The organism is Pseudomonas sp. UBT (assembly GCF_050915955.1).
Lineage (GTDB): Bacteria > Pseudomonadota > Gammaproteobacteria > Pseudomonadales > Pseudomonadaceae > Aquipseudomonas > Aquipseudomonas antarctica_A.
The window spans coordinates 2,009,350-2,035,678 of record NZ_CP168079.1; the positions used below are offsets into that span (position 1 = coordinate 2,009,350).

The following is a 26,329-nucleotide window of genomic DNA, read 5'->3' on the forward strand; positions in this document are numbered from 1 at the left end:
GCCAGGTCAATCGGCGTCGTTGAAGTCGTAGTGCAATTCATTGTCCCGGCTGCTGATGCGCACACCCGCCAGTGCCTTGCCTTCAAGCATGCGCGTGAGGAATTCACGGCTCATGTCCGGCAACAGGCTGTTGGTGAGGATGGTGTCGATCATGCGCCCGCCGCTTTCGGTTTCGGTGCAGCGCGAGACGATCAAGTCGACCACCGCGTCGTCGTAGTCGAAGGCAACTTTGTGCGTATTCTCCACGCGCTTTTTGATGCGGTTGAGTTGCAGGCGGGTGATTGCCTTGAGCATCTCGTCGCTCAGCGGGTAGTAAGGGATCGTCACCAAACGGCCCAGCAGTGCCGGCGGGAAAATCTCCAGCAACGGCTGGCGCAACGCCTTGGCGATCTCTTCCGGCTCGGGCATGTTCGCCGGGTCTTTGCAGACGCGGGAGATCAGTTCGGTGCCGGCGTTGGTGGTCAGCAGGATCAGCGTGTTCTTGAAGTCGATCACGCGGCCTTCACCGTCTTCCATCACGCCCTTGTCGAACACCTGGAAGAAGATTTCATGCACGTCCGGGTGGGCTTTTTCCACCTCGTCCAGCAGCACCACACTGTAGGGTTTGCGCCGTACCGCTTCGGTCAGCACGCCGCCTTCGCCGTAGCCGATATAGCCCGGTGGCGCGCCCTTGAGGGTCGACACGGTGTGGGCTTCCTGGAACTCGCTCATGTTGATGGTGATCACGTTCTGCTCACCGCCGTACATGGCTTCGGCCAGGGCCAGGGCGGTTTCGGTCTTGCCCACGCCGGACGTGCCGGCGAGCATGAACACGCCAATCGGCTTGCTCGGGTTGTCGAGACCGGCGCGAGAGGTCTGGATGCGCTTGGCGATCATCTGCAGGGCGTGGTCCTGGCCGATGATGCGTTTTTTCAGGTGCTGGTCGAGGTTAAGCACCGTCTCCAGTTCGTTGCGCGCCATGCGGCCCACTGGAATGCCGGTCCAGTCGGCGACCACCGAGGCCACAGCCTGGTAATCCACGGTCGGCAGGATCAGCGGGGTTTCGCCTTGCAGGGCGGTGAGGCGTTGTTGCAGGTCCACCAGCTGTGCGCGCAATGCATCGTTACCGCTGTCGACTTCACCGACTTTCTCACGCAGCGTTGCGCGAGTGGCGAGCAGCTCATCCACCAGCGCTTTCTCTTCGGCCCAGCGGCTTTCCAACGTCGCGAGGCGTTCACGTTCAGCGCTCAGCAAGGCTTCGCTGTTGCTTTGGCGCGCGCCAATCACGATGCCGATGGCATGCTCGCGGGCGATGATTTGCAGCTCGGTTTCCAGCGCTTCGATACGGCGGCGGCTGTCGTCCACTTCGGCGGGCACCGCGTGCAGGCTGATGGCAACACGGGCGCAGGCGGTGTCCAGCAGGCTCACGGATTTATCCGGTAACTGGCGGGCGGGAATGTAGCGGTGCGACAGCTTCACCGAGGCTTCCAGGGCCTCATCGAGGATCTGCACCTGATGGTGTTTTTCCATGGTCGAGGCCACGCCGCGCATCATCAGCAGCGCCTTGTCTTCCGACGGCTCGGCGACTTGCACCACTTGGAAGCGGCGGGTCAGCGCCGGGTCTTTTTCGATGTGTTTTTTGTACTCGGCCCAGGTCGTGGCGGCTACGGTGCGCAAGGTGCCACGGGCGAGGGCGGGCTTGAGCAGGTTTGCTGCGTCACCGGTCCCGGCAGCGCCACCGGCACCCACCAGGGTGTGGGCTTCGTCGATAAACAGGATGATCGGTTTGGGCGAGGCCTGCACGTCTTCGATGACTTGGCGCAGGCGCTGTTCGAACTCGCCTTTCATGCTGGCGCCGGCTTGCAACAGGCCCACGTCGAGGCTGCGCAGCTCCACGTCTTTGAGTGCGGGCGGCACGTCACCGGCGACGATGCGCAGGGCGAAACCTTCGACCACGGCAGTTTTGCCCACACCGGCTTCACCGGTGAGGATCGGGTTGTTCTGGCGCCGACGCATCAGGATGTCCACCAGTTGGCGGATCTCTTCATCACGCCCAACGATCGGGTCGAGCTTGCCGCTGCGGGCCTGTTCGGTCAGGTCGACGGTAAAGCGCTTGAGCGCTTCCTGCTTGCCCATCGCGCTCGGCGCCATGGCCCCACTGGCCTCGCCCGGGACTGCACCGGCGTTAAAACCGTCGCTGGCACTGAGGGCGTTTTCCGGCGAGTCGCCGACGTATTCGTCAAAGCGTTCGCTCAGGGTGTCGGCCTTGATCTTGTTGAACTCGGAAGACAAGCCCAGCAGCGCATTGCGCAGGCTCGGCGTCTTGAGAATACCGAGCACCAGGTAACCGGTGCGCACCTGGCTCTCGCCGAACATCAGGCTGCCGTAAACCCAGCCGCGTTCCACGGCTTCTTCCACGTGGGACGACAGGTCAGTGATTGACGTCGAGCCGCGCGGCAGGCGGTCCAGGGCTTCGGTCAGGTCGCGGGCCAGGCGCGCCGGCTCCACGTTGAACTGGCGAACAATGCGGTGCAGATCCGAGTCCTGCAACTGCAGCAGTTGGTGAAACCAGTGAGCCAGTTCCACGTACGGGTTGCCCCGCAGTTTGCAGAACACGGTGGCGGCTTCGATGGCCTTGTAGGCCACGCTGTTGAGTTTGCCGAACAGTGCGGCGCGACTGATTTCACCCATGCTCTGGATTCCTTGAGGTGGTGGCGTGATCGGCGTAATGCCGGGCCAGGATTAGGTCGTTGGCGTCGTGCGCGGGGCAGCCGAGCCATGTGTTGAAGCCCAGGCGGAACTGGCCGTTAAGCTGCAGCTTCGGGACTTCAGGTTGTTGCAAAACCAGGTTCAAGTCCCAGTCCAATTCATGGCCCAGGTACTCGGCCACCCACGCCACCAGCTCGTTGAATGGCTGGCTGCCAGGCAGCATGCCCATGTAGTCATCCAGCTTGAGCGGGCCCAGGCGGATGCGGAACTTATGCTGGCGGTCCCACACGTGGCTGCCCAGGCAAAAGTCCACGCCCAGTTGGTTGGCGCTGACACTGACGCGGCTGCGCTCGGGCAGTTCCAGCCACTGGCCGACGTATTCTTCAATCTCAACCGGCAAGCCGAAGTATTCGCTGAGGATCGCCTTCAAACCGTCCGGGTAGCGGGTCTGTGCCGACAAGTGGCCGCTATAATGCAGCTTCGCCGTATCGGGAATCAGCCCCTGATTCAGCAGGCTCGGCATTCCTCGGCCGCTCAGTGCTGCCAGGCGTGCCGACCAGTAATCATCGTCCGGTCGGTCGTGGCTGACCGTCGGCCGCGCTTCGGCCCAGGCCCGGTAAAACAGGCTGAGCAGGCGATGGTGGAACACATCCAAAAACTGTTTGCTGGTGCTGTCGGCGTTGTTGCGCTGACGCTCGCGCACGTACTCGGTGATGTGCAGCGGCAACGGGCCGTTGGGGCCGCCGAGGCCGAAGAAGAACTGTTCCAGTCGCGCAGGCTTACCGTCGCCGCCGGGATCGACCGAGGCCAAGGTGGCCGGGGCGAAGGTGCAATCGGCTTGCTGCCCCAGACGCAACGGGTCATCCGCCAGGCGCAGGGAATGGCCCAGGCGCGGCAGCTCTGGCGACTCGCACTCGATACGCCGCAGCGCCTGGAAGAAATCGTATTCCCAGGGCTCCTGATGCATCGCATCCAGTGTGTTCACAGGGTCGGACGACGCCCGGGCTTGGCTTTCCATCGCATGATCTCGCCGCGTTCGGTGGTACGGATCACCGTCTCGGTAAAACTGTTGATCGACACGTAACGTGCCAGAAAGCGTTCCAGCACCGCACCGAGCAGGAACACGCCGGTGCCGCGAAACGCGTTTTCATCAAATTCCAGGGTGATTTCCAAGCCGCGGCCAAACACGATCGGGCCAGGCATCGGCAAGCGCCGGGTCACGGCTTTGCTGCTGACTTCGCGCAGGCCTTCGATCTGCAATTGCAGGGCAGCGTCATTGCTATCGCCGTACAGACGCAGCAGTTCGCGCAAGGCGCCGGCGCCCTGGCCTTGCTCGCTCAGCGACAAGTAATTGAGCGACAACTGGCTGATCAGGCGCCAGGCCTTGGCGTCGTGGGCATGGCTGGCGCGCGGGCGGCTCGGGCCGGCCACACAGCGCACAGACAACACAGGCGCGCTGTCGGCCAAGGTGAAGTCGGTCTTGCCGTTACCCGTACTCATGAACAGCGGCAAATCGCGGTTGGTGCACAGTGCGGTCACGCCGAGTTGGCGCAGGTCGTGGCGGTACGGCGCTTGCTGGCTGTCAACCAGGCTGACGAAGGTTTCGCTGCCCACATAGGTGGAGCGCGGGCCGTTGCGGCGTTGGTCGCTGGACAGTACGCGTGGTTCACGGCGTACGGTGTAATACGCTTTGTCGCGACCATAGCGCGATGGGTCGCGCACCGCGTAGAACGGCAGAAACGGTTGCTCCGGCCCCGTGCCGTGCCCAGTGATGCCGCTCAGCGAGTGAATCTCGAAATCCATCGGCCGGGTGCGGTCAGCGATTACATGGTGTTCGTTGACGCGGTCAGACAGGTGGATACGGTCCACGCGTTTCGGGAACAGGTTGATCGCCGGCGTGCAGAACGGCATGAACTGCGCCGCGCCGACACTGCCTTCCAGGCTCGGTTCGTAGCGGTCGAACAACACGATCAGTTCCAGCTCCTGGCCGTCGCAGCGTTTGACTGCGCGGCCCAGTTCGGCGAACTCGACGAACAGGAAGCGATGGGGCAGGGCGAAATATTCCTGCAACAACCGGTAGCCCTGAAACGCGCGCGCCACCACCGGCATGGCCGCGTCGGCATCGTCAAAACCCCGTGAACGCAGCGCGTCTTGCGGCAGGCGTTCAACCCAGTCACCGCCGGGCTTGCGTGCAAACACCGCGCAGGCGTTGCCGAGCAATTGTTCGTAGAGGCGAAACGGTTGCTCATCGGCGCCGCTGAGGTACAGCGGCAGGCTGTCGAGGTCGAGGCTGTTGAACGCCAACTCGGCGCCGGTGCGCAGGGTCAGGCGCAAGCCAGCCTTGGCTTTCGGCTCGCTGGCAGCCAGGCGCCCGAGTACGGCGGCGGGGTTGCCGAAGTACTCGGCGCCGCTGACCTGCAACGGCCACAACGTCACCGGGTGTGCGGTGCGGTACTCGCAGCAGGTCTGGGTTTCGCGGCCCAGTGCGGCCCGCAAAACCGTGTCGCGGGGCAGCGGGAAGCCGCTGGCCAGCGAGCCTTCGTCGGGGTCGGTCTGCAATTGCACCACGGTCATCGACGGCGTCGGCGCCAGGTAGTGCGGGTAGGCGATTTCCAGCAGGTTATGGGTGAAGGTCGGGTACTCGGCGTCGAGCTTGAGCTGTACGCGCGCCGTGAGGTAGGCAAAACCCTCGAGCAAGCGTTCGACGTAAGGGTCGGCGCAGTCCATACCGGACAGGGTCAGCCGACTGGCGATCTTCGGGTATTCCTTGGCGAACTCGGCGGCGCTTTCGCGCACGTGGTGCAGTTCCTGGTTGTACAGCTCCAGCAGGCGCGGGTTCATGGGCGCCTCCGCTGGTCGGCATTCACCACGCGCACATGGCCGGACTCCAGGTCGAGGTCGGTTTGCAGCAACAGGCGCAACGGCACCGGCTGTGCCCACAGGTCGCCTTCGATCTCGAAACTCAGGGCGTTGTGGTTCATCTCGCCATGGCCGACGCGGGCTTTGACGCGCAGGGTGTGGCGCAGAATACGTGGCTCAAAGGTGGCGATTGCCTGGTAGATCAGGGCTTCCAGGGCTTTAATGTCGACGCTGGAAACGCTGTTGCCCGCCAGTGCCGGCAGGCCGTAATTGACCACCGACGTACCGGCCGGGGTGTGCAGCGTGGCATCGGCATCCAGCAACGACGTGGTGTTGAGCAGCCACGCCAGGTCGCGCAGAACCGAGGCTTTCAATTGGGTCAGGGACAGCACGCGTTTGTCGGCGCTTTCCTTGGGGTTGGTTGGGTCGTCGTCGGTCAGCCGGTCCAGCAAGGACGGTTGCAGACGGTCGCGGGAAGCGATTTCAGTTACCACCAAAGCAGCTCCACGGACGGGTTGTGAGGGGGACGGTTTTGCAGCGGGGCAGGTGCCAGGGGCCGTAGCGCAGGGCCACGGCCTCCAGGGCTATCAGCGTTTGGTGTTGGAACGGATGTTCCAGCCAAACTTGATCGCGCCGCCGTCTTTGGTGCCGTCGGCTTTCTGCGGCTGGTAGTCGACCATCACCTGGGCGAAGTTGAGGGTGACGTTTTCGGTCAGGCGATCATCAGTGCCCGAGCCGCCGGTGCTCAGGGAAGTGACCAGCACTTCTTCCAGGTTGATCACCATGTACTCGACCTGGCTTTCACCACCGGCCTTGCGCACGGTCAGCTTGACCTTGTCGATGTGCTTGCCGCTGGCGCAGTGCATCATCAGGTTCGGCGACGCCTTGTCGACGTACTTGGTCAGCGACAGGTCCTGGATATTCACCTTGCCTGCGCCGCCGCCACCGCCAACATGCATGTTGCCGGACTGGGCCATGCCCCAGCTCCAGTTCAGCACGTCGATTTCGTCCTTGTGGGCTTTGTCCATGGACTCGCCCTTGATGTCGCCGATCTTGATGAAAATATCAACAGCCATGTTTTCTCCCTGTGTGGCGTGCGCCACTCGATTTGGTTACCGCCAATGGGGCAGTGCTTTTCTGTGGGAGCAGGCTTGCCTGCGATCGCATCAACGCGGTCTGACTGACAGACCGCGTCGCCTGAATCGCGGGCAAGCCCGGCTCCCACAGTAGAGCGAGTTCGCTTTTACTTATGCGCTTTTCGCCGAAGGCAGTTTCGATACCAGGCGCAGCGACACGGTCAGCCCTTCAAGCTGATAGTGCGGGCGCAGGTAGAACTTCGAGTTGTAGTAACCCGGGTTGCCTTCGACGTCTTCCACGATCACTTCGGCAGCTGCCAACGGGTGCTGGGCCTTGGTGGTTTCGGTGGAGTGCGCCGGGTCGCCGTCGACGTAGTTGAGGATCCAGTCCTGCAACCAGCGCTGCATCTCGTCCTTCTCTTTGAAGGAACCGATCTTGTCGCGCACGATGCACTTCAAGTAGTGAGCGAAACGGCAGGTGGCGAACAGGTACGGCAGGCGCGCGGCCAGGTTGGCGTTGGCGGTGGCGTCCGGGTCATCGTATTCGGCCGGTTTCTGCAACGACTGGGCGCCGATGAAGGCAGCGAAGTCGGTGTTTTTCTTGTGCAGCAGCGGCATGAAGCCGTTCTTCGCCAGTTCCGCTTCGCGGCGGTCGCTGATGGCGATTTCGGTCGGGCACTTCATGTCCACGCCGCCGTCATCGGTCGGGAACGTGTGAGCAGGCAGGTTTTCCACTTCACCGCCGGACTCCACGCCACGGATGCGCGAGCACCAGCCGTAGTGTTTGAACGAACGGTTGATGTTCACCGCCATCGCGTACGCGGCGTTGGCCCAGGTGTACTTGGAGCTGTCCGCACCGTCGGTGTTTTCTTCGAAGGCGAAGGCTTCCACCGGGTCGGTCTTGGCGCCATACGGCAGGCGTGCCAGGAAGCGCGGCATGGTCAGGCCGATGTAGCGCGAGTCTTCCGATTCACGCAGCGAGCGCCAGCCGGCGTATTCCGGGGTGGTGAAGATTTTGGTCAGGTCGCGCGGGTTCGACAGTTCCTGCCAGGAGCCCATGCCCATCACGGTCGGCGAAGCCGCAGCGATGAATGGGGCGTGCATGGCGGCGCAGACTTTCGACAGCTCGCCCAGCAGCTCCACGTCGGGTGGCGACTGGTCGAAGTAGTAGTCGCCCACCAGGCAACCGTAGGGTTCGCCGCCGAACTGGCCGTATTCTTCTTCGTACATCTTCTTGAAGATCGGGCTCTGGTCCCACGCAGTGCCCTTGAATTTCTTCAGGGTCTTGTGCAGGTCCGGCTTGGAGATGTTGAGCACGCGGATCTTCAGCTGCTCATCGCTCTCGGTGTTGTTGACCAGGTAGTGCAGGCCACGCCAGGCGCTTTCCAGTTGCTGGAAATCCTGGTGATGGATGATCTGGTTAACCTGGGCGGTCAGCTTGGCGTCGATGGCGGCGATGATCGATTCAATCGACTTGATCGCGTCATTGGACACCAGGTCCGTCTGCGCCAGAGCCTGTTCGGCCAGGGTGCGCACGGCGGTTTCCACGGCTTCGCGGGCACGTTCGGTCTTGGGTTTGAATTCTTGCAGCAGCAGGTTCGCGAACTCGCTGGCTTCTTCGGTAGCGCCCAGGATCTGGGAGCCTTCGCGGACGGTATTCTCGGTCATGATTACTGGTCCCCTGCCGGCTTAGGCGCGCTTGCAAGGGCCTGCAGCAATGCCGGGTCCTTGATCGCTTTCATGATGATTTCTTCAGCGCCGGTCTTGCCGTCCATGTAGGTCAGCAGGTTGGCGAGCTGGGTGCGGGCTTCGAGCAGCTGTTTGAGCGAGTCGACCTTGCGCGCCACGGCGGCCGGGCTGAAGTCGTCCATGCTTTCGAAGGTGATGTCCAGGCTCAGGTTGCCTTCGCCGGTCAACTCGTTCGGTACATGGAACGCCACGCGCGGCTGCATGGCCTTGAGGCGCGAGTCGAAGTTATCGACGTCCACTTCAAGGAACTTGCGGTCGGCCACAGGTGCGAGCGGTTCGGCAGGCTTGCCGGCGAGGTCGGCCATCACGCCCATCACGAAGGGCAGCTGGACCTTTTTCTCGGCGCCGTAAAGCTCGACGTCGTACTCGATCTGCACTCGAGGCGCACGGTTGCGCGCGATGAATTTCTGAGAACTTTGCTTCGCCACGTTGCTGCTCCTGGTCGCTTGAGCGACGGTGTTGTTACTGCACAGTCGAGCGGCTTACTCGCCGTCCGGGCCGCGCAGGTTTTCAAATTGGGACATGCCGTCGGGAATCAGATTGCGCACGATGGCCGCAAAATCGGCGTGCACCAGATTTTTCGCTCGGTTCAACAGCACCGGCAGCGGGCTCGAAGGCTCGTGCCGGGTGTAGTACGCAAGGATCTTGTCGAGGCTGCGCAGCACGTCATCGCGGCTGGCGATGTCACCCGTTGGGCGCGGTGCGGCGGGGGCAGCGGCGTATTCAACCGAGGGGGCATTGTCGTCACTGACGGCCTCGGGCTCGCTGCTGGTATCGCTATTCGGTACGAATTGGTTGAGGACTTGCAGCGCCTGCTTGAGCGGTTGCTTCAACAGGCTGAGGTCCACGCCCTGGGCCGAACCGACCTGGTCGCTGACCTGTTGTTCGATGGCTTCGCAGGCGGCACGCGCAGCGCTCAGGGCGTCGTGGGTGGCCTGCAGTTGTTCCGGGTCGCTGTCGAGGAACGCGGCGTTCAGTTGCTGGGCGCCGAGTTGTTCATCGGGGAAACTCATCAGGCCGCTGGCGTTCAGCGCGGCGCGCAGGCTCACCGGCCCGAACGTGCGTGAGCGCGTGAGGATGCTTTCGCGCAGCAGACGAATGGTCGCGTCGCTGGTCAAGCCCGAGAGGGCGTTGATGCGCACGGTGGGGTCGTTATCGTCGTCGGCATCCAGGCGCGGGTGCAGGTCGGCCCAGTATTCGCGCAGCAGCGCGTTGATCAGCGTGAGGACTTCGGCCAGCCCGGCCGGACCCTGCAGGGCGAGGGAGCTTTGCAGCAGAAAATGGGTGATACGCAGGTCTTTGCTGCGCTGCAACAAGTCGAGGCTTTGCTGCTGGATGCTGCGCCAGTCCGGCGGTTCAGCGGGCAGGATGGAGTCGCCCATGCTGCGCTCGGGTTGGCCCTTGGCGGCACGCTCCAGGTGGAGAAAGTCCGCGTCATATTCCATGTCTTCGCCACACGGCGAAGTCGCGGAAACGGCGGCGAGCAGCAACGGCACATCCACTTGATTCGATCTCCCTATCGGCCCGTTAGATATCGGGCAATTCATGCAATAGTTGCGTAATGAACTTTGCATGGGTTCTTGGTCATATATGCAGCGGTGCCACTAATGTGCCACTACCGATGTTCAAGAAGTTGTGCATTTTTGGTGTAGTAGTTACGCCTTGTCAAGGTAAGCTATTCGCCCTCTGTGACAGATGTGCGGTGTTTAACACCCTGCGCGACTGACGGGTCTAACGGCGCCCCAAGGCAGGATTTTTGTCATAGAGGCCGAGTAAGATCAGCGATCATGCTGACAAAAGCAGGTTTTCAAGGTCGTTTGCACGACCTGGCGGTGATCTCTCGGGAAGACGGGTCCCTTTGGGTAGCCCCTGGATAGACCGCGCGCGATGTATCAGCAAGGAGGCAAGATGTCGCTGTGTTTGACTATCACTAGTTATCACAAAATTACCCCTGGGCAATGCCCTGAAAAGTCCATGAATCAGGGCGTGATGGCTATTGGCCGCAGTTCCGATAATGACTGGGTATTGCCCGACCCAGAGCGCCTTGTCTCTTCGCAGCACTGCGTTATTCAATACAAAGATGGCCGTTACTATTTAACCGATAACAGTACAAACGGCGTGGAGCTGGTTAACGCCGGTATTCGTATGCGCCGGGGTAACAGCGAGCCGTTGCAAGATGGTGAGCTGATCCGCATCGGCGATTACGAAATCCAGGCGCGTATCGACTTCAACGTGCAAGCGGTTGATAGCCAGTTGTTTGCTGGCGATTCGCCGAACAGCTTTGAGGCGCTGATGGGGGCGGTGGTGAACTCGCCTGCGCCGACGCCGGCAATTGCGCCGCAGTTCCAGGGCGCCTCGTCGATGGACACGCTGCCGGATCTGTTCGACTTCCTCACCCCGACCAGCGTACCGCCGCCGACTGTGGCGGACCACGTACCCTCCGAGCAACACGACTTCCGTCCACCGACGCCGGTGGCCGTGCCGGTGGTCGAGAAGCCGGTCGTATCCGGTTCAGTCATTCCCGAAGACTGGGACCTGTTTGGCGACACGCCAGCGCCTGTCGTCACAGCCCCCCAGCCTGTTGCGCCGCCCGAACCGCCACCTGCGCCGATCCTCCCGCCAGCCGCCCCGGACACCCAGCAGCCCGACCTGCTGCAAGCCTTCCTGCGCGGCGCCGGCCTTGACCAACTGCGCCTCGACAAAGCCGACGCCTGCGCGCAAATGGAAAGCATCGGCCGCAGCTACCGGCTGATGGTCGAAGGCCTGATCGACGTCTTGCGTGCCCGTGCCAGCCTCAAGGGCGAGTTCCGCATGCAGCAGACGATGATCCGGCCAGCCGAAAACAATCCGTTGAAATTCGCGCCGAATGCCGACGAAGCCTTACTGCTGCTGCTTCGCCACGGTAACCAAGCGTTTATGGCGCCGGACATCGCCGTGCGCGACAGTTTCGACGACTTGCGCGCCCACCAACTGGCAGTAATGGCCGGTGTGGAAGCGGCGATCAAACACCTGCTCACGCGTTTTGAGCCGGCACAGCTGGAAGAGCGCATGGGTAAGCCCGGCGGGCTGTCGAGCCTTTTTAACGGCTCGCGCCAGGCCCAGTACTGGCAGCAGTTCACCGAGCTTTACAGCAATATTTCCCGCGAGGCCCAGGAAGATTTCCAGGACCTGTTCGGCCGCGAATTCAGCCGGGCCTACGAAGAACACAGCGCACGACAGCGACGCTAAATCGCGCCGCAGTAATGGATAAAACGGATAGCTAAGTACGTCATTGAGGACGCAGGATGATTCCCAGGTTTTTACTCGCAGCAGCCACCGCGTTGCTGCTGACGGCGTGTGCCAAGGATGCCGCCAAACCCCAGGCGGTTGCCGAGGCCGAGGCGGACACCGCCGCCGTCGAGTTGCACTTTCACGCGATTACCGGGCTCAACCCCGGCGCCAACGGCCTGGCAGCGCCGGTGCGGGTGCGCATCTTCGAACTGAAAAACGCCGCCACCTTCAGCCGCTCCGACTACTTCGCGCTGGCTGACCGCGCGCAATCCACCCTCGGCCTGGACCTGTTGGACCAGGACGAAGTGATGGTCCAACCCGGCCAGCAATTGAGCATTCAACGCGACCTCGACCCCTCCACACGCCAAATCGGTTTGCTGGTGGGCTATCGCGAGTTGGACCGCGCGCAATGGCGCACGGTGCTCAACGTGCCGGCTCGCCAGTACACCGAATACCAGATCAGCCTCGATGTGCGCGCCGTGCGCGCCGACGTCGTGGTTCCCCCATCCAGCCCTGCCCAATAAGAAGCAATCGGAGCCCCCATGTCCTGGAACAATCGCGTGGTCTGGTCGGAAGGCATGTTCATTGGAACGCAGCACTTCCAGCAACATGACCGTTATCTGGAAAACCTGATCGACGCCCGCAGTCGTCCGTTATCCGCTGGCGCGTGGGGCTTTTCCGAATTGCTGATCGACCAAGGCCTGCTGGCGCAGGGCAAGCTGGCGATCGTTTCGGCGCGCGGCCTGTTGCCTGATGGCACGCCGTTCAATATCCCCCAGGACGACCTGGCGCCGAGCCCGCTGAACATCGACGATAACCTGCGCGATGGCCTGGTGTACCTGGCCTTGCCGCTCAAGCGCGCGGGTGCCCGTGACACCGTCGACGAGGGCGAAGACCTTGGCGCCGCACGTTATGTGAGCCAGGTGCGTGAAGTTCGTGACGACAACGCGCCGTTCGAAAACCGCGCGCCGGTGGCCGTGGGTTCCCGTGCCCTGCGCTTGCTGACCGCGCAAGATGGCATCAGCGATTACGCTGCCATCGGCGTGGTACGCATCAAGGAAAAACGCGCTGACCGCGCGCTGGTCCTCGATGACACCTACATTCCGCCGGTTCTGGACGTGGCCGCGAGCAAACCGCTGAGCGCCTTTCGCAGCGAATTGCTGGGCCTGCTGCACCAGCGCGGCGAAGCCCTGGCTGGCCGTGTCGTCGCCTCGGGCGCCGGTGGCGCGTCGGAGATTGCCGATTTCATGCTGCTGCAATTGGTCAACCGCGCACAGCCGCTGCTCCAGCATTTCAGCCAGTTGAGCCCGCTGCACCCGGAACGCTTTTTCAGCGAGCTGGTGAGCCTGGCCGGGGAGTTTTCCACCTTCTCCACCTCGGGCCGTCGCCCCCAGGAATACCCGCAATACCAGCACGACGACCTGGCCCTGAGTTTCGTCCCGGTGATGGCGGCCCTGCGTGAAGCGCTGTCGATGCTGATCGACAGCAAGGCCACGCCGATTCCGATTGTGGAGAAAGCCTACGGCATCCACGTGGCGATGCTCGCTGATAAAACCCTGCTCGACAGCGCCAGTTTCATCCTCGTGGTGCGCGCTGACGTGCCTGGCGAAACCCTGCGCGCGCGCTTCGGCCAGCAGAGCAAGGTTGGTTCGGTGGAACACATCCGCGACATGGTCAACCTGCAACTGCCGGGCATTGGCCTGCTGCCATTGCCGGTGGCGCCACGGCAGATCCCGTACCACGCAGGCAGCACCTATTACGAGTTGGACCGGGGCAGCGAGCACTGGCAGCAACTGAACAACTCCGGCGGTTTTGCCTTCCATATCGCCGGGCAGTTCCCGGGTTTGAACCTGGCCTTCTGGGCGATCCGAGGATAATCCGCGATGCATCCCAATGATGATGACCGCACCCAGTTCATGCCGCGTCCGGGTGGTCGCGCGCCGGAACCTGCGCGTGCAGAGCCGGCACCGCTGTCGATGCCGGCCGCGCCGATCCTGACCGGTAAAAGCCAAGGCCTCAACCCGCTGGAAAGCGCTGCTGGCCCGTTGCTTGCGCTGCTGACACGCCTGCGCAACACCATCGCGCACCCGGCGCCGGCCAGCTTGCGTGCGCAGTTACTGGCCTACTTGCGCCAGTTCGAAGAGCGCGCCGAAGCCGCCGGTGTGGCGCGCAACGAAGTGCTGTTGGCGCGTTACGCGCTGTGCACCGCGCTGGATGAGGCCGTGCTGAGTACGCCGTGGGGCAGCACCAGTGACTGGGGCAAACAGAGCTTGTTGATCACGGTGCACAACGAAGCCTGGGGCGGCGAAAAAGTCTTTCAGTTGCTCGACCACTGCCTGCAAAGCCCGCGCGAGCGCCTGTATTTGCTGGAGCTGTTGTACCTGTGCATGTGCCTGGGTTTCGAGGGCCGCTACCGCGTGATGAACGACGGTCGCAGCCAGTTGGAAGCCTTGCGTGAACGCACTGCCGCGGCCATTCGCAGCGCCCGTGGTGAGCACGAGCGTGAGCTGTCGCCGCATTGGCGCGGCGTGACCGTGGCGCGTGATCGCCTGGCGCAATTCATGCCGCCATGGGTCGCCGTGGCCATCGGCCTGGCGCTGCTGTTGGCGTTGCTGTTCGGTTTGCGCATGAAGCTGGCGTCGGACGCCGAGCCGGTGTTCAAGAATATCCATGCCCTGGGCGAGATCCCGGTGCAGGCCATCGACCGTCCCGTGGCGCAACCGAAAGTGATTGAACGGCCACGCCTGGCAGGCTTCCTGGTGGAAGACATCAAGGCGGGCCGCGTGGCCGTGGAAGACAAGGTCGACCGTTCCGTGGTGACGATCAGGGGTGATGAGCTGTTCGCGTCAGCCAGTTCCAGCATTGTCGATGACTACCAGCCGCTGATGCTGCGCATCGCCGATGCCATCCGCAAGGTCAAGGGTCAGGTGCGCGTCACCGGGCACAGCGATAACCGCCCGATTGCCACACTGCGGTTCCCGTCCAACTGGGCGCTGTCCGAAGCGCGCGCCAAGTCGGTGCTGGAGATTCTGGCGGCCAAGACCGGCCAGGCGGATCGCTTCAGCGCCGAAGGCAGAAGCGATACCACGCCGGTGGCCACCAATGCCACTGCCGAAGGCCGTGCCCGCAATCGTCGGGTTGAAATCACCGTATTGGCGGAGGGCGTCGAGTGAAGGCGTTTTTCAGTTTCATGATTCGCTGGGTGATCCCATTGCTGGGCCTGATCGCCCTCAGCCTGATCATCTGGTTTGTCGGGCCGTTGCTCGACGTCCTGGTGCCGGAAGGGCGCCGTTGGGCGCTGATCATCCTGGTGTTTGCCGTGTGGATCGCTTACCGCGTGTTCCGCATTATCCAGGCCCGGCGTCAGGCCGCCGAAGTGATGCGCAGCCTGGCGGCCGAAACGCCGGCCGACCCCAACAGCGTCGCCACTGCCGAAGAGCTATCGACCCTGCGTCAGCGCATGGACGAAGCCCTCACGCTGCTGAAAAAGGCCAAGCTCGGCGGTGACGAACGCCGCAACCTCTACGAGCTGCCGTGGTACGTGATCATCGGCCCGCCGGGCTCGGGCAAGACCACCGCGCTGGTCAATTCCGGCCTGCATTTTCCGCTGGCCGCGCAATTGGGCGCCGGTGCGGTGCGAGGCGTTGGCGGTACGCGCAATTGCGACTGGTGGTTTACCGATCAAGCGGTTTTGCTCGACACCGCTGGTCGTTACACCACGCAGGACAGCAACTCCACGGTGGATAAAGCCGCGTGGCTGGGCTTTCTTGACCTGCTGAAGAAGCAGCGCTCGCGCCGCCCGATCGATGGCGCCTTTATCGCGATCAGCCTGTCCGATTTGCTACTGGGCAGCGACGCCGAGCGCGCCGCGCATGCCGCTGCAATTCGCCTGCGTATCCAGGAGCTGTACACCCAGTTGGGCGTGCGTTTCCCGATCTACCTGATGCTGACCAAGCTCGACCTGGTGCCGGGCTTCATGGAGTTTTTTGACAACCTGAGCAAGGAAGACCGCGCCCAGGTGTGGGGCATGACCTTTGCCCTGGATGACGGCAAGAACAGCGACAGCCCGTTGGCCCATCTGCAAAGCGAATTTGCCGGCCTGGAGCAGCGTCTCAACGAACGCTTGGTGGAACGCTTGCAACAGGAGCGCGACCCGGCGCGGCGCGACCTGATCTACGGCTTCCCGCAGCAGTTCGGCGCGTTGAAGGATTGCCTGCAAAGCTTCCTTGAAGGCGTGTTCAAGCCCAATGCCTTTGAAGAGCGCGTATTGCTGCGCGGCGTGTACTTCACCAGCGGCACCCAGGAAGGCAGCCCGATTGATCGCTTGATCGGCGCCATGGCCCAGAGCATGAACCTGGACCGCCAGCACCTGGCGCGCCAGAGCGGTACCGGGCGCAGTTACTTCATCGAAAAACTGTTCACCGCCGTGGCGTTCGCCGAGCGTGGGCTGGTGGGGGTGAACCCGAAGGTCGAGCGGCGGCGCAAGTGGATCGCACGCGGTGTATTAGCCGCTACCGTGGCCTTGGTGGTGGTGGTGAGCAGTTTGTGGTGGGTGAGTTATCGCGCCAATCAGGCCTACATCGCCCAAGTCGACCAGAAGGTCGCGCCGCTGGGCCAGACGGTACAAAACCTCAGCCCGGCGCAGCGCGAAGTCCTCGCCGTGCTGCCGTTGCTCAATGCGGTGAAGAACCTCGCGGGTGATTCGCCGAGTTGGTCCGAAGGGCTGGGCCTGTATCAAGGCGACATGCTCGAAGCCGAGTCCGCCAGTGTCTACCGCAAGCTGTTGATCGCCGTATTCGCCCCCCGCCTGGTGACGCGCATCGAAGAACAACTGCACGGCGGTGGCAATTCCGACTTCCTCTATGAAGGCCTGAAGGCTTACCTGATGCTCGCCGACAACGAGCATTACGACCCGGACTTCATCAAGGCCTGGATCGCCCTCGACTGGGACCGTAGCCTGCCGCGTGACCTGCCGGCCGATCAGCGCCAGGCGTTGACCGGGCATTTGCAGGCGCTGTTCGAGCGCCATCCGCCGAGCGCGCGACTCGACCCACGGCTGATCGACGACCTGCGTCGCCAACTGCAACAACTGCCGGTGGCTCAGCGCGTCTATGACCGCGTTAAACGTCAGAAACTGCCCGACGGCATTCCTGACTTCCGTATCAACGAAGCCGCAGGCCGTGATGCCGCGCTGGTGTTCAGCCGTAAAAGTGGCAAGCCGCTGGGCGAGCCGTTGAGTGGGTTTTTCACCGCCAAGGGCTATCGTCAGGCGTTCCTGCTGAGCAGCTTGAATCAGACGGGCACCCTGGCTGAAGAGCAGTGGGTGCTGGGCCGCGAACAGGCAGACCAGCAAAACGTGGCGAGCCTCGCCGCCGATGTGCGCCGCCTGTATTTCCAGGATTACCAGCGCCAGTGGGATGCCTTGCTTGCGGATATCGACTTTGTGCCGATCACCAGCGTGGCCCAGGCGGCCGATGTGCTGCGAGTGATTTCCGGCCCGACGTCGCCGCTGAAAAAACTGCTGGTGGCGGTGGCCAAGGAAACTGACCTGCAAGCCGAAGAGCGCCAATTGGCCGCCAAAGGCGTGCCGGTGGAAGGGGGTGTCGACAAGCTCAAGGAGCGCCTCGGCAGCCTGCTCGGCCAGGAGCAACAGACCACCAACACTGCGCAAGCGGCGGATGATCCGGTGACCGCGCATTTCGCTGAACTCAACAGCATCGTCAGCAAGAATGAAGGCGAACCGGCCGCCATCGACGGCCTGCTCGCGGATATGAACGCGCTGTATGTGCAGGTCAGCGCCATGGTCGGTGCCAGTGGCGATGCCTTGCTCGGCGAGGCGAAGAACCAGGCGGCGGCGGCAGCCACGCGGGTCAGCCTGAATGCCGAGCGCCAGCCGCCGTTGGTGCAGGGCATGGTCAAGTCGGTGGTCAATTCCACCACCAACAGCATGATGGGCGGCGTGCGCAACCAATTGAACGCAGCGTGGGTCAGCGAAGTGGTCAACGTGTACCGCCAGTCCCTGGCCGGTCGTTATCCGATGTCGCCGGGCAGCGCGCGCGACGCCACGCTGGATGACTTTGGCCAGTTTTTTGGTGTGGGCGGGGTGATGGATAACTACTTCCGCAAATACCTGCAGCCTTATGTGGACACGTCTGCGCCGACCTGGCGCTGGCAGCCGGGGGCGGCGCAGAAGCTCGGGATTGCGCCGGGCGTGCTGCAAACCTTCCAGCGTGCGGCGGCCATTCGTGATGCGTTCTTCCGCGCTGGCGGCACCCAACCGATTGTGCGTTTCGAACTCAAGCCGGTGTCGATGGACCCGACGATCACTCAGTTCCTGCTGGATCTGGACGGCCAGCAATTGAGCTACGACCACGGCCCAAGCCGCCCGGTGGCCATGCAATGGCCGAACCCGGGCAGCATTGGCTTGGTGCGTATTTCTATCATGCCGCCGTCGGCCAGCGGCCGTTCGGGCGTGACCCTGGACGGGCCGTGGGCCTGGTTCCGCCTGCTGGAGCAATCGGACCTCACCGCCGGTAACTCGCCGGACCGCTTCAACCTGCGCCTGCGGGTGGACGGGGCGAGTATCGCCTACGAGTTGCGCGCCAACAGCGCCTTCAACCCGTTCAAGAGCCGTGTACTCAGCGGCTTCAGCCTGCCGGAGCGGTTATGACGACGCTGGGTTTCTACGGCAAGTTGGCCAGCCGCGGTGACTTTGTCAGTCGCGCCTTGCCCCAGAGTTTTATCGGCCCGTGGGACAGCTGGCTGGCGGCCGGTTTGCTCGCCAGCCAGAACCGCCTGGGCGGCGACTGGCTCAACGTGTACCTGGTCAGCCCGTTGTGGCGCTTTGTGCTGGCACCGGGTGTGTGCGGGCCGGACGCTGCGGCGGGCGTGGTGATGCCGAGCATTGACCGGGTCGGGCGGTATTTTCCGTTGGCGGTGGTCGCTTTGCTGGATCACGACACCAATCCGGCGTCGCTGGTCGGCGGCCCGGACACCTGGTTCGAACAGGCTGAAGAGCTGTTGCTCAGCACTCTGGATACTGGCGCGACCTTTGAAGGCTTCAACGACGACCTCGACAAACTCGGCATTCCGGCAAGTGAGCCGCGCGCTGTGGACAGCCGCTTTGCAGGCCTGCAACGGGTTGCCGCCACCGTGCCCCACAGCCGAATGACCGCGCTCGCCGAACAGGCCTGCGAAGGCGCCAGCCTGTGGTGGGGCCGTGGCTCCCAACGTATTTCCCCTGGTTTATTGCGGTGTCAGGGTTTGCCTGCCGCCGGCGATTTTGCGCAGTTTTTGCTCGGACAAGAAGGTGTGGTGTAGATGGGGTCGACGTTCAAATCCGCGAGCAAAAGCCATGTGGGCATGGTGCGCCAGGTCAATGAAGACGCGTGCCTGGACCTGTCGGAAAACCGCCTGTGGGTGGTGGCCGATGGCATGGGCGGGCATGCGGCCGGGGACTACGTCAGCAGCCTGATCGTCGACAGCCTGCGCAGTGTGCCGGTGGGTCGCTCTTTGGATGAGTATTCGGCGGCCTTGCGCAATGACCTGATCCGCATCAACGCTACCGTACGTGAAGAAACCGCCAACCGTGGCGTGACCATGATGGGCAGCACCGTCGTTGTGTTGGCGGCGCGCGGCCTGCGTGGCGTGTGTTTGTGGGCCGGTGACAGTCGCCTGTACCGTCTGCGCGATGGCGTGCTCGAAGGCATCTCCCGCGACCACAGCTACGTGCAAGACCTGCAAGACAGCGGCCTGCTCAGCGAGGCTGATGCCCGCGTTCACCCGCGCGCCAATATCGTCACCCGCGCGGTTGGTGTGGAGGCGCAGCTGGAGTTGGCAGTGGTCGACTTGCTGATCGCCCCCGGTGACAGCTACCTGCTGTGCAGCGATGGCCTGAACAAGACCGTCGAAGACCATGAAATCCGCGAGGTGCTCAGCCATGACGCACCGGATGAAATCGTACGCAGCCTGGTGCACCTGGGACTTAACCGCGGCGCGCCGGACAACATCACCGCTATCGTCGTGAAGGTCTCGCCATGAACATTGTGATTGCGGGTTACGACATCGAAGGCGAGATTGGCGAAGGTGCCATGGCCAGTGTGTACCTGGCGACCCAGCGCTCGCTGGAGCGCAAGGTGGCGTTGAAGGTGATGGCGGCGGCGCTGGCGGCTGACCCAAGTTTTTGCGAGCGTTTCCTGCGCGAGGGCAAGACCCTGGCGCGCCTGTCCCACCCGCACACGGTGACCATCCATGACATCGGCAATGTCGGTGAGCTGTATTACATGGCCATGGAGTACCTGCCCAACGGCACGCTCAAGGAGCGCATCGCCGCCGGGTTGACGCCGGAGCAGGGCGTGACCCTGATCCGCCAGATCGCCTCCGCACTGGGCTATGCGCATGCCCAGGGCCTGGTGCACCGCGACGTCAAGCCGGCGAACATTCTGTTCCGCGCCGACGGCACCGCCGTGTTGTCGGACTTCGGTATCGCCAAGTCGCTGGACGACCGCACCCAGTTCACCCAGGCTGGATTTGCCGTGGGCACGCCGAGCTACATGAGTCCGGAACAGGCGCGGGGCCAGGAGATTGATGGCCGCGCTGACCTGTACGCGCTGGGCGTGGTGCTCTATGAAATTCTTGTCGGCAAGTTGCCCTACACCGGCACCGATGCGCTCTCCACCGCGCTGGCTCACCTGACCGAGCCGCTGCCGGAGTTGCCGGTGCACCACGGCCGTTATCAGGATGTGCTGCGTAAGCTGTTGGCCAAGGACCCGGCCGAGCGGTTCCCGGATGCGGCGGCGTTGTTGCGGGCCTTGGATCAACTGCCGGCGGACTCGCCTGAAGCAACGCTGGTGCGGCCGCTGCCGATACCGCTGAGTTTTGATCTGGCGGGCATGACGCCGGTGTCCATCGAAATTCCGACTGAAAGGCCTCAGCCGCAACCGATTCGCCAGCCGGTGGTGACGCCGACGCAGCACAACGCCGTGTCCGAACAGCGTCGTGGGCCGGTGCTGGCGTTGGCGGCAGTCGCGGTGGCCGTTGCACTGGCGATAGGCGGTGCCAGTTACTGGTGGCTGAGCAGCGGCGATACGCCTGCTGCACCGCCCGCCGCCGTAGTCCCGAAAACACCGGCGACGCCGACGCCGCCACCTGCGCCAGTAAAACCGGCCGTGGCGGATGTGGATGGCGGTCAGCGGCCTTTGCTGATGGCCGGCAAAAAGACCTTGTTTCAGCGTGTGCTCAGCAAGCCGGGCGCCAAGCTGTCCCATGACGCCGGTGGTGCAGCCGGCGAAGCGCTGCCGGCGTTTTCCGTGCTCTACGTTTACCAGCGCAAAGACGTCGATGGCAGCCCATGGGTGCGTGTCGGTGCCGCCACTGATGGGCGCAGCGATGGTTGGTTGCCGGCTTCCCAGGTCAGCGACTGGAAGCAAAGCCTGGTGCTCAAGTTCACCGAGCGCTCGGGCCGGGCGCCGGTGATGTTCCTGCGCCAATCCTCGGAGGTGGAAAAGCTCCTGGCTGATCCCGCTGCCGCCAAGACCGTATTGGCCAAGGCGCAGAAAAACAGCGAAGACAATCAACAAGTGCTGGCGCTTGAGCCGACGGCCAGCGCGGTCCCGCAAAACCAGTTTTACCTGTTGCCGATCTTCGACGCCAAAGAGAGCTTCGATGAAAACGGCCAGCCGGTGCAGTTGCTTAACGTGGCGTCCATCGACCCCGGGAGCGCTGCCGCGGCCAAACCGGCCGCCCGTGTGATCAGCACCAACGCCGATGCGTTCCGCACCGCCGTGGTGTTGGTGGTCGACACCACCGTGTCGATGCAGCCGTATATCGACCAAGTCCGCGACGTCGTACACGAGCTGCAAACGCGCATTGCCGAGCGCGGCGAGTTGGACAGCGTCAGCTTCGGCCTGGTGGGTTTCCGCAACAGCATCAAGAAAACCCCGGGCCTGGAATACGTGGCCAAGACCCTGATCACCCTCGACCAGGGGCGCGATCCGCAACGCTTCCTCGACATGGCGCGCCAGGTCAAGGCGTCCACCGTTTCCAGCCACTCCTTCAACGAGGATGCGTTTGCCGGGGTCATGCAGGCGGTGGATGACATGGATTGGTCCGGCTACGGCGGGCGCATTATCCTGCTGGTCACCGACGCCGGCGCGCTGCGCAAAAACGACCCGTTTGCCGCCACCCAAATGAACGAAGCCGAAGTGCGCCAGGCGGCACTGGGCAAGCAGATCAAGATCTACGCCCTGCACCTGCGCACCGACGCCGGCAAGAAAACCCATGCCGGTGCGGAAAGCCAATATCGCGTGCTCACAGCCGATGCCAACCCGCAGATCGGCGACCTCTATACGCCGGTGCCGGGCGGTGATGTACGCAAGCTGGGTGAGCGTGTCGATGAGATCGGCAGCGTGTTTGCCAACCTCGTTCATCAAGTGCGCAGCAATACGCCGCAACCGGTGCCACTGCTGAGTTCCGCGCCGAGCCTGGCCGATAAGTCCGCCGCTGTCGGCTACGCCATGCACATGGATTTTCTCGGCCGCAAAACCGCGAGCCAGGCCCCGCAATTGGTCAGCGCCTGGACCGCCGACCGTGACCTGACGAACCCGGCGCTGCCGGCGTTCCAGGTGTGCGTGATGCTGACCAAGTTGCAGCTCAATGACCTGCAGCAGTCGTTGAAGCTGATCGTCGATGCCGCGCGCAAAACCCAAACTTCGCCCAAAGACTTCTTCCAGGAAATCGCCAGCGCCTCGGCCTATATGAGCCGCGACCCGCAAGCCCTGCGCAAGGGCGGCAACCTGGCCGACGGCGGCCTTCTCGGTGAATACCTGGAAGGCCTGCCGTACCGCAGCAAGTCGCTGAACATGACGCAGGACTTGTGGTTGTCGTTGAGCGTCGCCGAGCAGGAAGACTTTATTGACGAGCTGGATTCGAAAATCCGTCTCTACGAAACCTTCCACAATGACGTGGCCAATTGGGTCCGTTTCGGCGATGCCGAACCGGGCGATGCGTTGTACCGCGTGCCGTTGTCGACGCTGCCGTGATGTTGAATGTGAGCGCGGTGCACAAGACCCGGGGCCTCGGTAGCCAGCGCTATAGCCTGGTGATTCCGGCGCTGACGCTGGGTGCCGGTGAGCAACTGGCAATTGTCGGGCCGAGTGGCTGTGGCAAAAGCACGTTGCTGGATCTGTTGGCGCTGGTGTTGGCGCCGGATCAGGTTGGCCGGTTTGCCTTCAACCAGGTCGACATTGGCGGCCTGTGGCGTGCCGATCAGCAATCCGCGTTGGCCGAGTTACGCAGCCGGCACCTGGGCTATGTGCTGCAAACCGGTGGACTGCTGGGGTTTCTCGATGTGCGCGGCAATATCGCCCTGTCCCGGCAACTGTTGGGGTTGAAGGACGACGGCAGCGTGGCGCGACTGGCCGAGCAACTGGAAATCAGCGATCAGTTGGCCAAAAAACCGGCCGCGCTGTCGGTGGGCCAACGCCAGCGCGTCAGCTGCGCCCGAGCCCTGGCCCATGCGCCGCAACTGGTGCTGGCGGATGAGCCGACGGCGTCCCTGGACCCGCTTAACGCTGAGCGTGTCATGCAGGCGCTGCTGGCACAGGCCCTCGAACACCGTGCGGCCTGCGTGATCGCCACGCATGACGAACCCCTGGCCCGTGCCAGCGGCTTGCAGGTGCGGCGCATCACTTGCCGTCGTGACACCGACGGCGGCGTCACCGCTACCCTCGGGGAGGCGTGCTGATGCGCAGTGGTCTGGTTGCCTCACTGGCCTGGCAGGATTACCGCAACGATGCCTGGCTGTCCGCCTGTTCGGTGTTGGCGCTGGTGGCAGTCATGGTGCCGTTGCTGGTGTTATTCGGCCTGAAATTTGGACTGGTTAGCAGTTTGACCGAACGTTTGGAGACCGATCCCGCCACCCGTGAAATCATTCCGTTGGGCGGTGGTCGATTCAGCAGCGGGTTTATCGAGCAGCTCGGCCTGCGCAGCGATGTCGGGTTTGCCGTGCCGCGTACCCGGCAGATTGCGGCGACCGCGCAGGTGGGCACGCTCACCTTGGAAATGCTGCCGACGGCGCCGGGCGATCCCTTGCTGGCGGGTTTGCCGATGCCTCGGGGCCTGGACCAGATTGTGCTGAGCCACACCGCCGCTGAAAAGCTCGCGGCGCGGCCTGGCGATTGGCTGGAGACCAGTTTTGCGCGGCAAGTGGCGGGGCGCGTCGAAGCCCAGCGCACACGGTTGCAGGTGCAGGCGGTATTGCCGCTGGAAGCCTTTGCCCGCGATGGCTTGTTCGCTGATTTGGGCCTGCTGGAAGCGGCCGAAGATTACCGCGACGGTCGAGCGGTGCCCGCATTGGGTTGGGAAGGTGACGCGGTCGGTGTGAGTGAGCAGCGTGTGTACCCGGCGTTTCGCCTGTACGCACGCACCCTCACCGATGTAGAGCCGTTGCGAGTGTATTTCGCCGGGCAGAATCTGTTGGTCTCGACCCAGGCGCAAACCATCGCCCAGGTGCAGTCGTTGAGCCGCAACCTGTCGATCGTGTTCTGGATTATCGCCGGGCTGGCCTTGGCTGGCGCGTTTGCGGCGATCTTTGCCGGGGCGTTGGCCGCCGTGGCGCGCAAGCGTCGGGAGTTATCCGTGTTGCGCTTGTTGGGGTTTTCTACCGGCGCACTGTTGCTGTTTGTGGTGATGCAGGCGCTCTACAGCGCAGGTTTCGCTGCCGGGCTGAGTGCCGGGCTCTATGGCTTGGCCGAGATGGGTTTGAATCAATTATTTGTGCAGGTGCCGGGCGAATACGCCAGTCACCTGCTGGCGCGTCACTACGGCCTGGCCCTGGTTGCAGTCCTTGGCGTCAGCGCCGTGGCGGCGGCCTGTGGTGGTTGGCGAGTGGCGCGTATCCAGGCTTCTGAAGGAATCAGAGATGTATAAGTTACTGGGCGCCTGTGTGGCGCTGAGCTTGGCGTCGATGGCGTGGGCCGATGAGGCCAGCGACAAACTCGACAACCCCAAACCGCTGCCGGACGACGTCAGCCTGCCGCTGCCCTGCGAAGGCAACATGGTGTTCCGCTATGCCTACGTGCTGGCCCAGGGCACCTTGGATGACCGTGAGATCAGCCTCGGCTACCCCTTCGCCGAAGGTGAGGCGGGCTATCAGCAGTCGTTTATTTCCGGCTACCGCCGCGACTTCATCAACGGCCAGTTCACCCTCAAGGATTTGCCCAAAGACTGGAACAAAGTCATCGCGCCCTTGATGCCGAAGACCGACGCGAAAACCCCGCTCAAGCCGATGCTGTACTTCATCGGCAAGTACGAAGTGACCGCACGCCAGTACGCCCAAGTGATGTCCCAGGCGCAGTCGTTGGCCAGCGGCGAGCCGGCCCCGGCCTGCGATTTGCCCACCGGCATGGCCGCGCGTTTGCCCAAGGTGAAACTGTCGCGCTTTGAAGCCGAGCGCTTCTCGGCGGTGTACAGCGCCTGGCTGATGAAATACCACCGTGACTTGCTGCCGGTAAGCGGCCGTGGTTCCTCGGCGGAAGACGGTGGCTTGGGCTTTGTGCGCCTGCCCACCGAAGTGGAATGGGAATACGCCGCGCGCGGTGGCCAGGCAGTGAGCCGTCAGGACCTGGAAGGGCGCCTGTTCCCACGGCGCGTCGAAGGCAGCGAAAGCGACGGCCCGCTGGCGGATTACGCGGTATTCAACCAGGTTGCCGGCGGCACTGGCCAGGCCGCGCGCCTGATGCCCATCGGCACCAAACTGCCCAACCCGATCGGCATGTTCGACGTGATCGGCAATGCGGCGGAAATGGTCCAGGAATCCTTCCAGCTGGTGCATGCCGGGCGTCGCCAGGGCACCTACGGCGGCTTTGTGGTCAAGGGCGGCAATTACCTGGAAGGCGAGGGCACGCTGTTCACCGGCATGCGCCGCGAGTATCCGCTGTTCGCCGCTGACGGCACCGAGCAAAGCAACGAGACCACCGGTTTTCGCGTGGCGGTGGGGGCGTTGTCGGCGCCGCGCTCGCGTTACAAGGAGCTGTTCGCTCAGTGGCAAAAAGAGGGCCGCCTGGCCTCGTTGACCGACGCGATTGACGACGCCCAGGACCCGACCAAGCGCCTGGACAGCATTATCTCGGCCAGCGTCGATCCCAAGCTGCAAGCCGAACTGGGGCTGGTCAACGAAGAGCTCAAGCGCAACGTCTCGCTGATCGCCCAGCAACGCGAAGAGGCGGCGGGCAACCTGATCCAGTCGGCCGCGTTGGTGGCCGAGACCATCAGCAACTACAACATTCGCCTGACCAACCTGCAGAAGAGTCGCCAGCAGGCTTTGGACAACAAGGACACGGCCAGCGCCCAGCTGTTTGCCACGGCCATCGACAATGGGCGCAGCGCGCTTGATGGCGCGGTGGCGATCTACATCGACAACCTGGCCACCGGCACGCGCTACACCGATGCGGTTATCCAGGCGCAGTTTCAACGTATCAAGGAAGAGTTGGATCGCAAGCCAGTGCTCGGTAAAAGCCTGGTGACGCGCGCGACACTGTTCGTTCGCCATGTCGGCGACTACCGCAAGCAACAGCGGGCCGACCCGGCAACGATATTGAAGGAATTGCTCGCAGCGAGCGGTCAGCGGTCTTGACCGCTGGTTGTATGGCGAGCTTGGAAGGGACTCAGGCGGCGGTGGGCCGTGCTGG

At 63.2% G+C, this 26,329-nt stretch carries 19 protein-coding genes; 11 read left to right on the top strand and 8 right to left on the bottom strand.

The window, feature by feature from the left end:
• Positions 1-6 precede the first annotated feature (6 nt).
• The 8 genes from tssH to tssA all read right to left on the bottom strand — a co-directional run bounded on the left by tssH (position 7) and on the right by tssA (position 9,874).
• A complete protein-coding gene (tssH, locus tag ACDZ94_RS09125) occupies positions 7-2,670 on the bottom strand; it encodes a type VI secretion system ATPase TssH (protein WP_221295912.1) in 2,664 nt (887 codons plus the stop codon).
• Positions 2,663-3,706: a type VI secretion system baseplate subunit TssG gene (tssG, locus tag ACDZ94_RS09130; protein ID WP_221295911.1), complete on the bottom strand. Its 1,044-nt coding sequence runs from the start codon at positions 3,704-3,706 to the stop codon at positions 2,663-2,665. The genes tssH and tssG overlap by 8 nt, the downstream gene beginning before the upstream one ends.
• The gene (gene tssF / locus ACDZ94_RS09135) at positions 3,670-5,529 is read right to left on the bottom strand and encodes a type VI secretion system baseplate subunit TssF (protein WP_262666579.1); all 1,860 of its coding nucleotides are present in this window, start codon (positions 5,527-5,529) and stop codon (positions 3,670-3,672) included. Before tssF ends, tssG begins: the two co-directional genes overlap by 37 nt.
• On the bottom strand, positions 5,526-6,041 hold the full coding sequence (tssE, locus tag ACDZ94_RS09140; RefSeq protein ID WP_005792513.1) for a type VI secretion system baseplate subunit TssE: 516 nt from the start codon (positions 6,039-6,041) through the stop codon (positions 5,526-5,528). The genes tssF and tssE overlap by 4 nt, the downstream gene beginning before the upstream one ends.
• A gap of 93 nt (positions 6,042-6,134) precedes the next feature.
• A complete protein-coding gene (locus ACDZ94_RS09145; protein ID WP_005792512.1) occupies positions 6,135-6,623 on the bottom strand; it encodes an Hcp family type VI secretion system effector in 489 nt (162 codons plus the stop codon).
• Positions 6,624-6,794: 171 nt separating this feature from the next.
• A complete protein-coding gene (gene tssC, locus ACDZ94_RS09150) occupies positions 6,795-8,291 on the bottom strand; it encodes a type VI secretion system contractile sheath large subunit (RefSeq protein WP_064454748.1) in 1,497 nt (498 codons plus the stop codon).
• A 2-nt stretch (positions 8,292-8,293) separates the two neighbouring features.
• Complete coding sequence (gene tssB / locus ACDZ94_RS09155; protein WP_017135823.1) at positions 8,294-8,800, bottom strand: type VI secretion system contractile sheath small subunit; 507 nt, start codon at positions 8,798-8,800, stop codon at positions 8,294-8,296.
• A gap of 54 nt (positions 8,801-8,854) precedes the next feature.
• Complete coding sequence (gene tssA, locus ACDZ94_RS09160; protein WP_064454746.1) at positions 8,855-9,874, bottom strand: type VI secretion system protein TssA; 1,020 nt, start codon at positions 9,872-9,874, stop codon at positions 8,855-8,857.
• 406 nt (positions 9,875-10,280) lie between these two features.
• Here tssA and tagH point away from each other — a divergent pair, with 406 nt between their 5' ends.
• From tagH to ACDZ94_RS09215, 11 genes are read left to right on the top strand one after another with little or no spacing between them, the layout of a single operon-like run.
• Positions 10,281-11,600 (top strand): type VI secretion system-associated FHA domain protein TagH, encoded by a 1,320-nt coding sequence (gene tagH, locus ACDZ94_RS09165; protein ID WP_221295909.1) that lies wholly within the window; start codon positions 10,281-10,283, stop codon positions 11,598-11,600.
• Positions 11,601-11,656: 56 nt separating this feature from the next.
• A complete protein-coding gene (gene tssJ / locus ACDZ94_RS09170; protein WP_064454744.1) occupies positions 11,657-12,166 on the top strand; it encodes a type VI secretion system lipoprotein TssJ in 510 nt (169 codons plus the stop codon).
• An 18-nt stretch (positions 12,167-12,184) separates the two neighbouring features.
• Entirely contained in the window at positions 12,185-13,519 is a 1,335-nt protein-coding gene (gene tssK, locus ACDZ94_RS09175) for a type VI secretion system baseplate subunit TssK (protein ID WP_221295908.1), read from the top strand.
• A 6-nt stretch (positions 13,520-13,525) separates the two neighbouring features.
• Entirely contained in the window at positions 13,526-14,815 is a 1,290-nt protein-coding gene (locus ACDZ94_RS09180) for a DotU family type VI secretion system protein (RefSeq protein ID WP_432751365.1), read from the top strand.
• A complete protein-coding gene (tssM, locus tag ACDZ94_RS09185) occupies positions 14,812-18,312 on the top strand; it encodes a type VI secretion system membrane subunit TssM (RefSeq protein ID WP_432751366.1) in 3,501 nt (1,166 codons plus the stop codon). Before ACDZ94_RS09180 ends, tssM begins: the two co-directional genes overlap by 4 nt.
• A complete protein-coding gene (tagF, locus tag ACDZ94_RS09190; RefSeq protein WP_064454740.1) occupies positions 18,309-18,962 on the top strand; it encodes a type VI secretion system-associated protein TagF in 654 nt (217 codons plus the stop codon). Before tssM ends, tagF begins: the two co-directional genes overlap by 4 nt.
• On the top strand, positions 18,963-19,682 hold the full coding sequence (locus tag ACDZ94_RS09195) for a PP2C family protein-serine/threonine phosphatase (RefSeq protein WP_064454739.1): 720 nt from the start codon (positions 18,963-18,965) through the stop codon (positions 19,680-19,682).
• Positions 19,679-22,681 carry a serine/threonine-protein kinase gene (locus tag ACDZ94_RS09200; RefSeq protein ID WP_262666574.1) on the top strand — a complete coding sequence of 1,001 codons (3,003 nt, stop codon included), beginning with the start codon at positions 19,679-19,681 and terminating at the stop codon, positions 22,679-22,681. Before ACDZ94_RS09195 ends, ACDZ94_RS09200 begins: the two co-directional genes overlap by 4 nt.
• Positions 22,681-23,385 (top strand): ABC transporter ATP-binding protein, encoded by a 705-nt coding sequence (locus tag ACDZ94_RS09205; RefSeq protein ID WP_221296160.1) that lies wholly within the window; start codon positions 22,681-22,683, stop codon positions 23,383-23,385. Before ACDZ94_RS09200 ends, ACDZ94_RS09205 begins: the two co-directional genes overlap by 1 nt.
• A complete protein-coding gene (locus tag ACDZ94_RS09210) occupies positions 23,385-24,569 on the top strand; it encodes an ABC transporter permease (protein WP_432751367.1) in 1,185 nt (394 codons plus the stop codon). Before ACDZ94_RS09205 ends, ACDZ94_RS09210 begins: the two co-directional genes overlap by 1 nt.
• On the top strand, positions 24,562-26,274 hold the full coding sequence (locus ACDZ94_RS09215; RefSeq protein ID WP_432751368.1) for a formylglycine-generating enzyme family protein: 1,713 nt from the start codon (positions 24,562-24,564) through the stop codon (positions 26,272-26,274). The genes ACDZ94_RS09210 and ACDZ94_RS09215 overlap by 8 nt, the downstream gene beginning before the upstream one ends.
• The last annotated feature ends 55 nt before the right edge of the window (positions 26,275-26,329 follow it).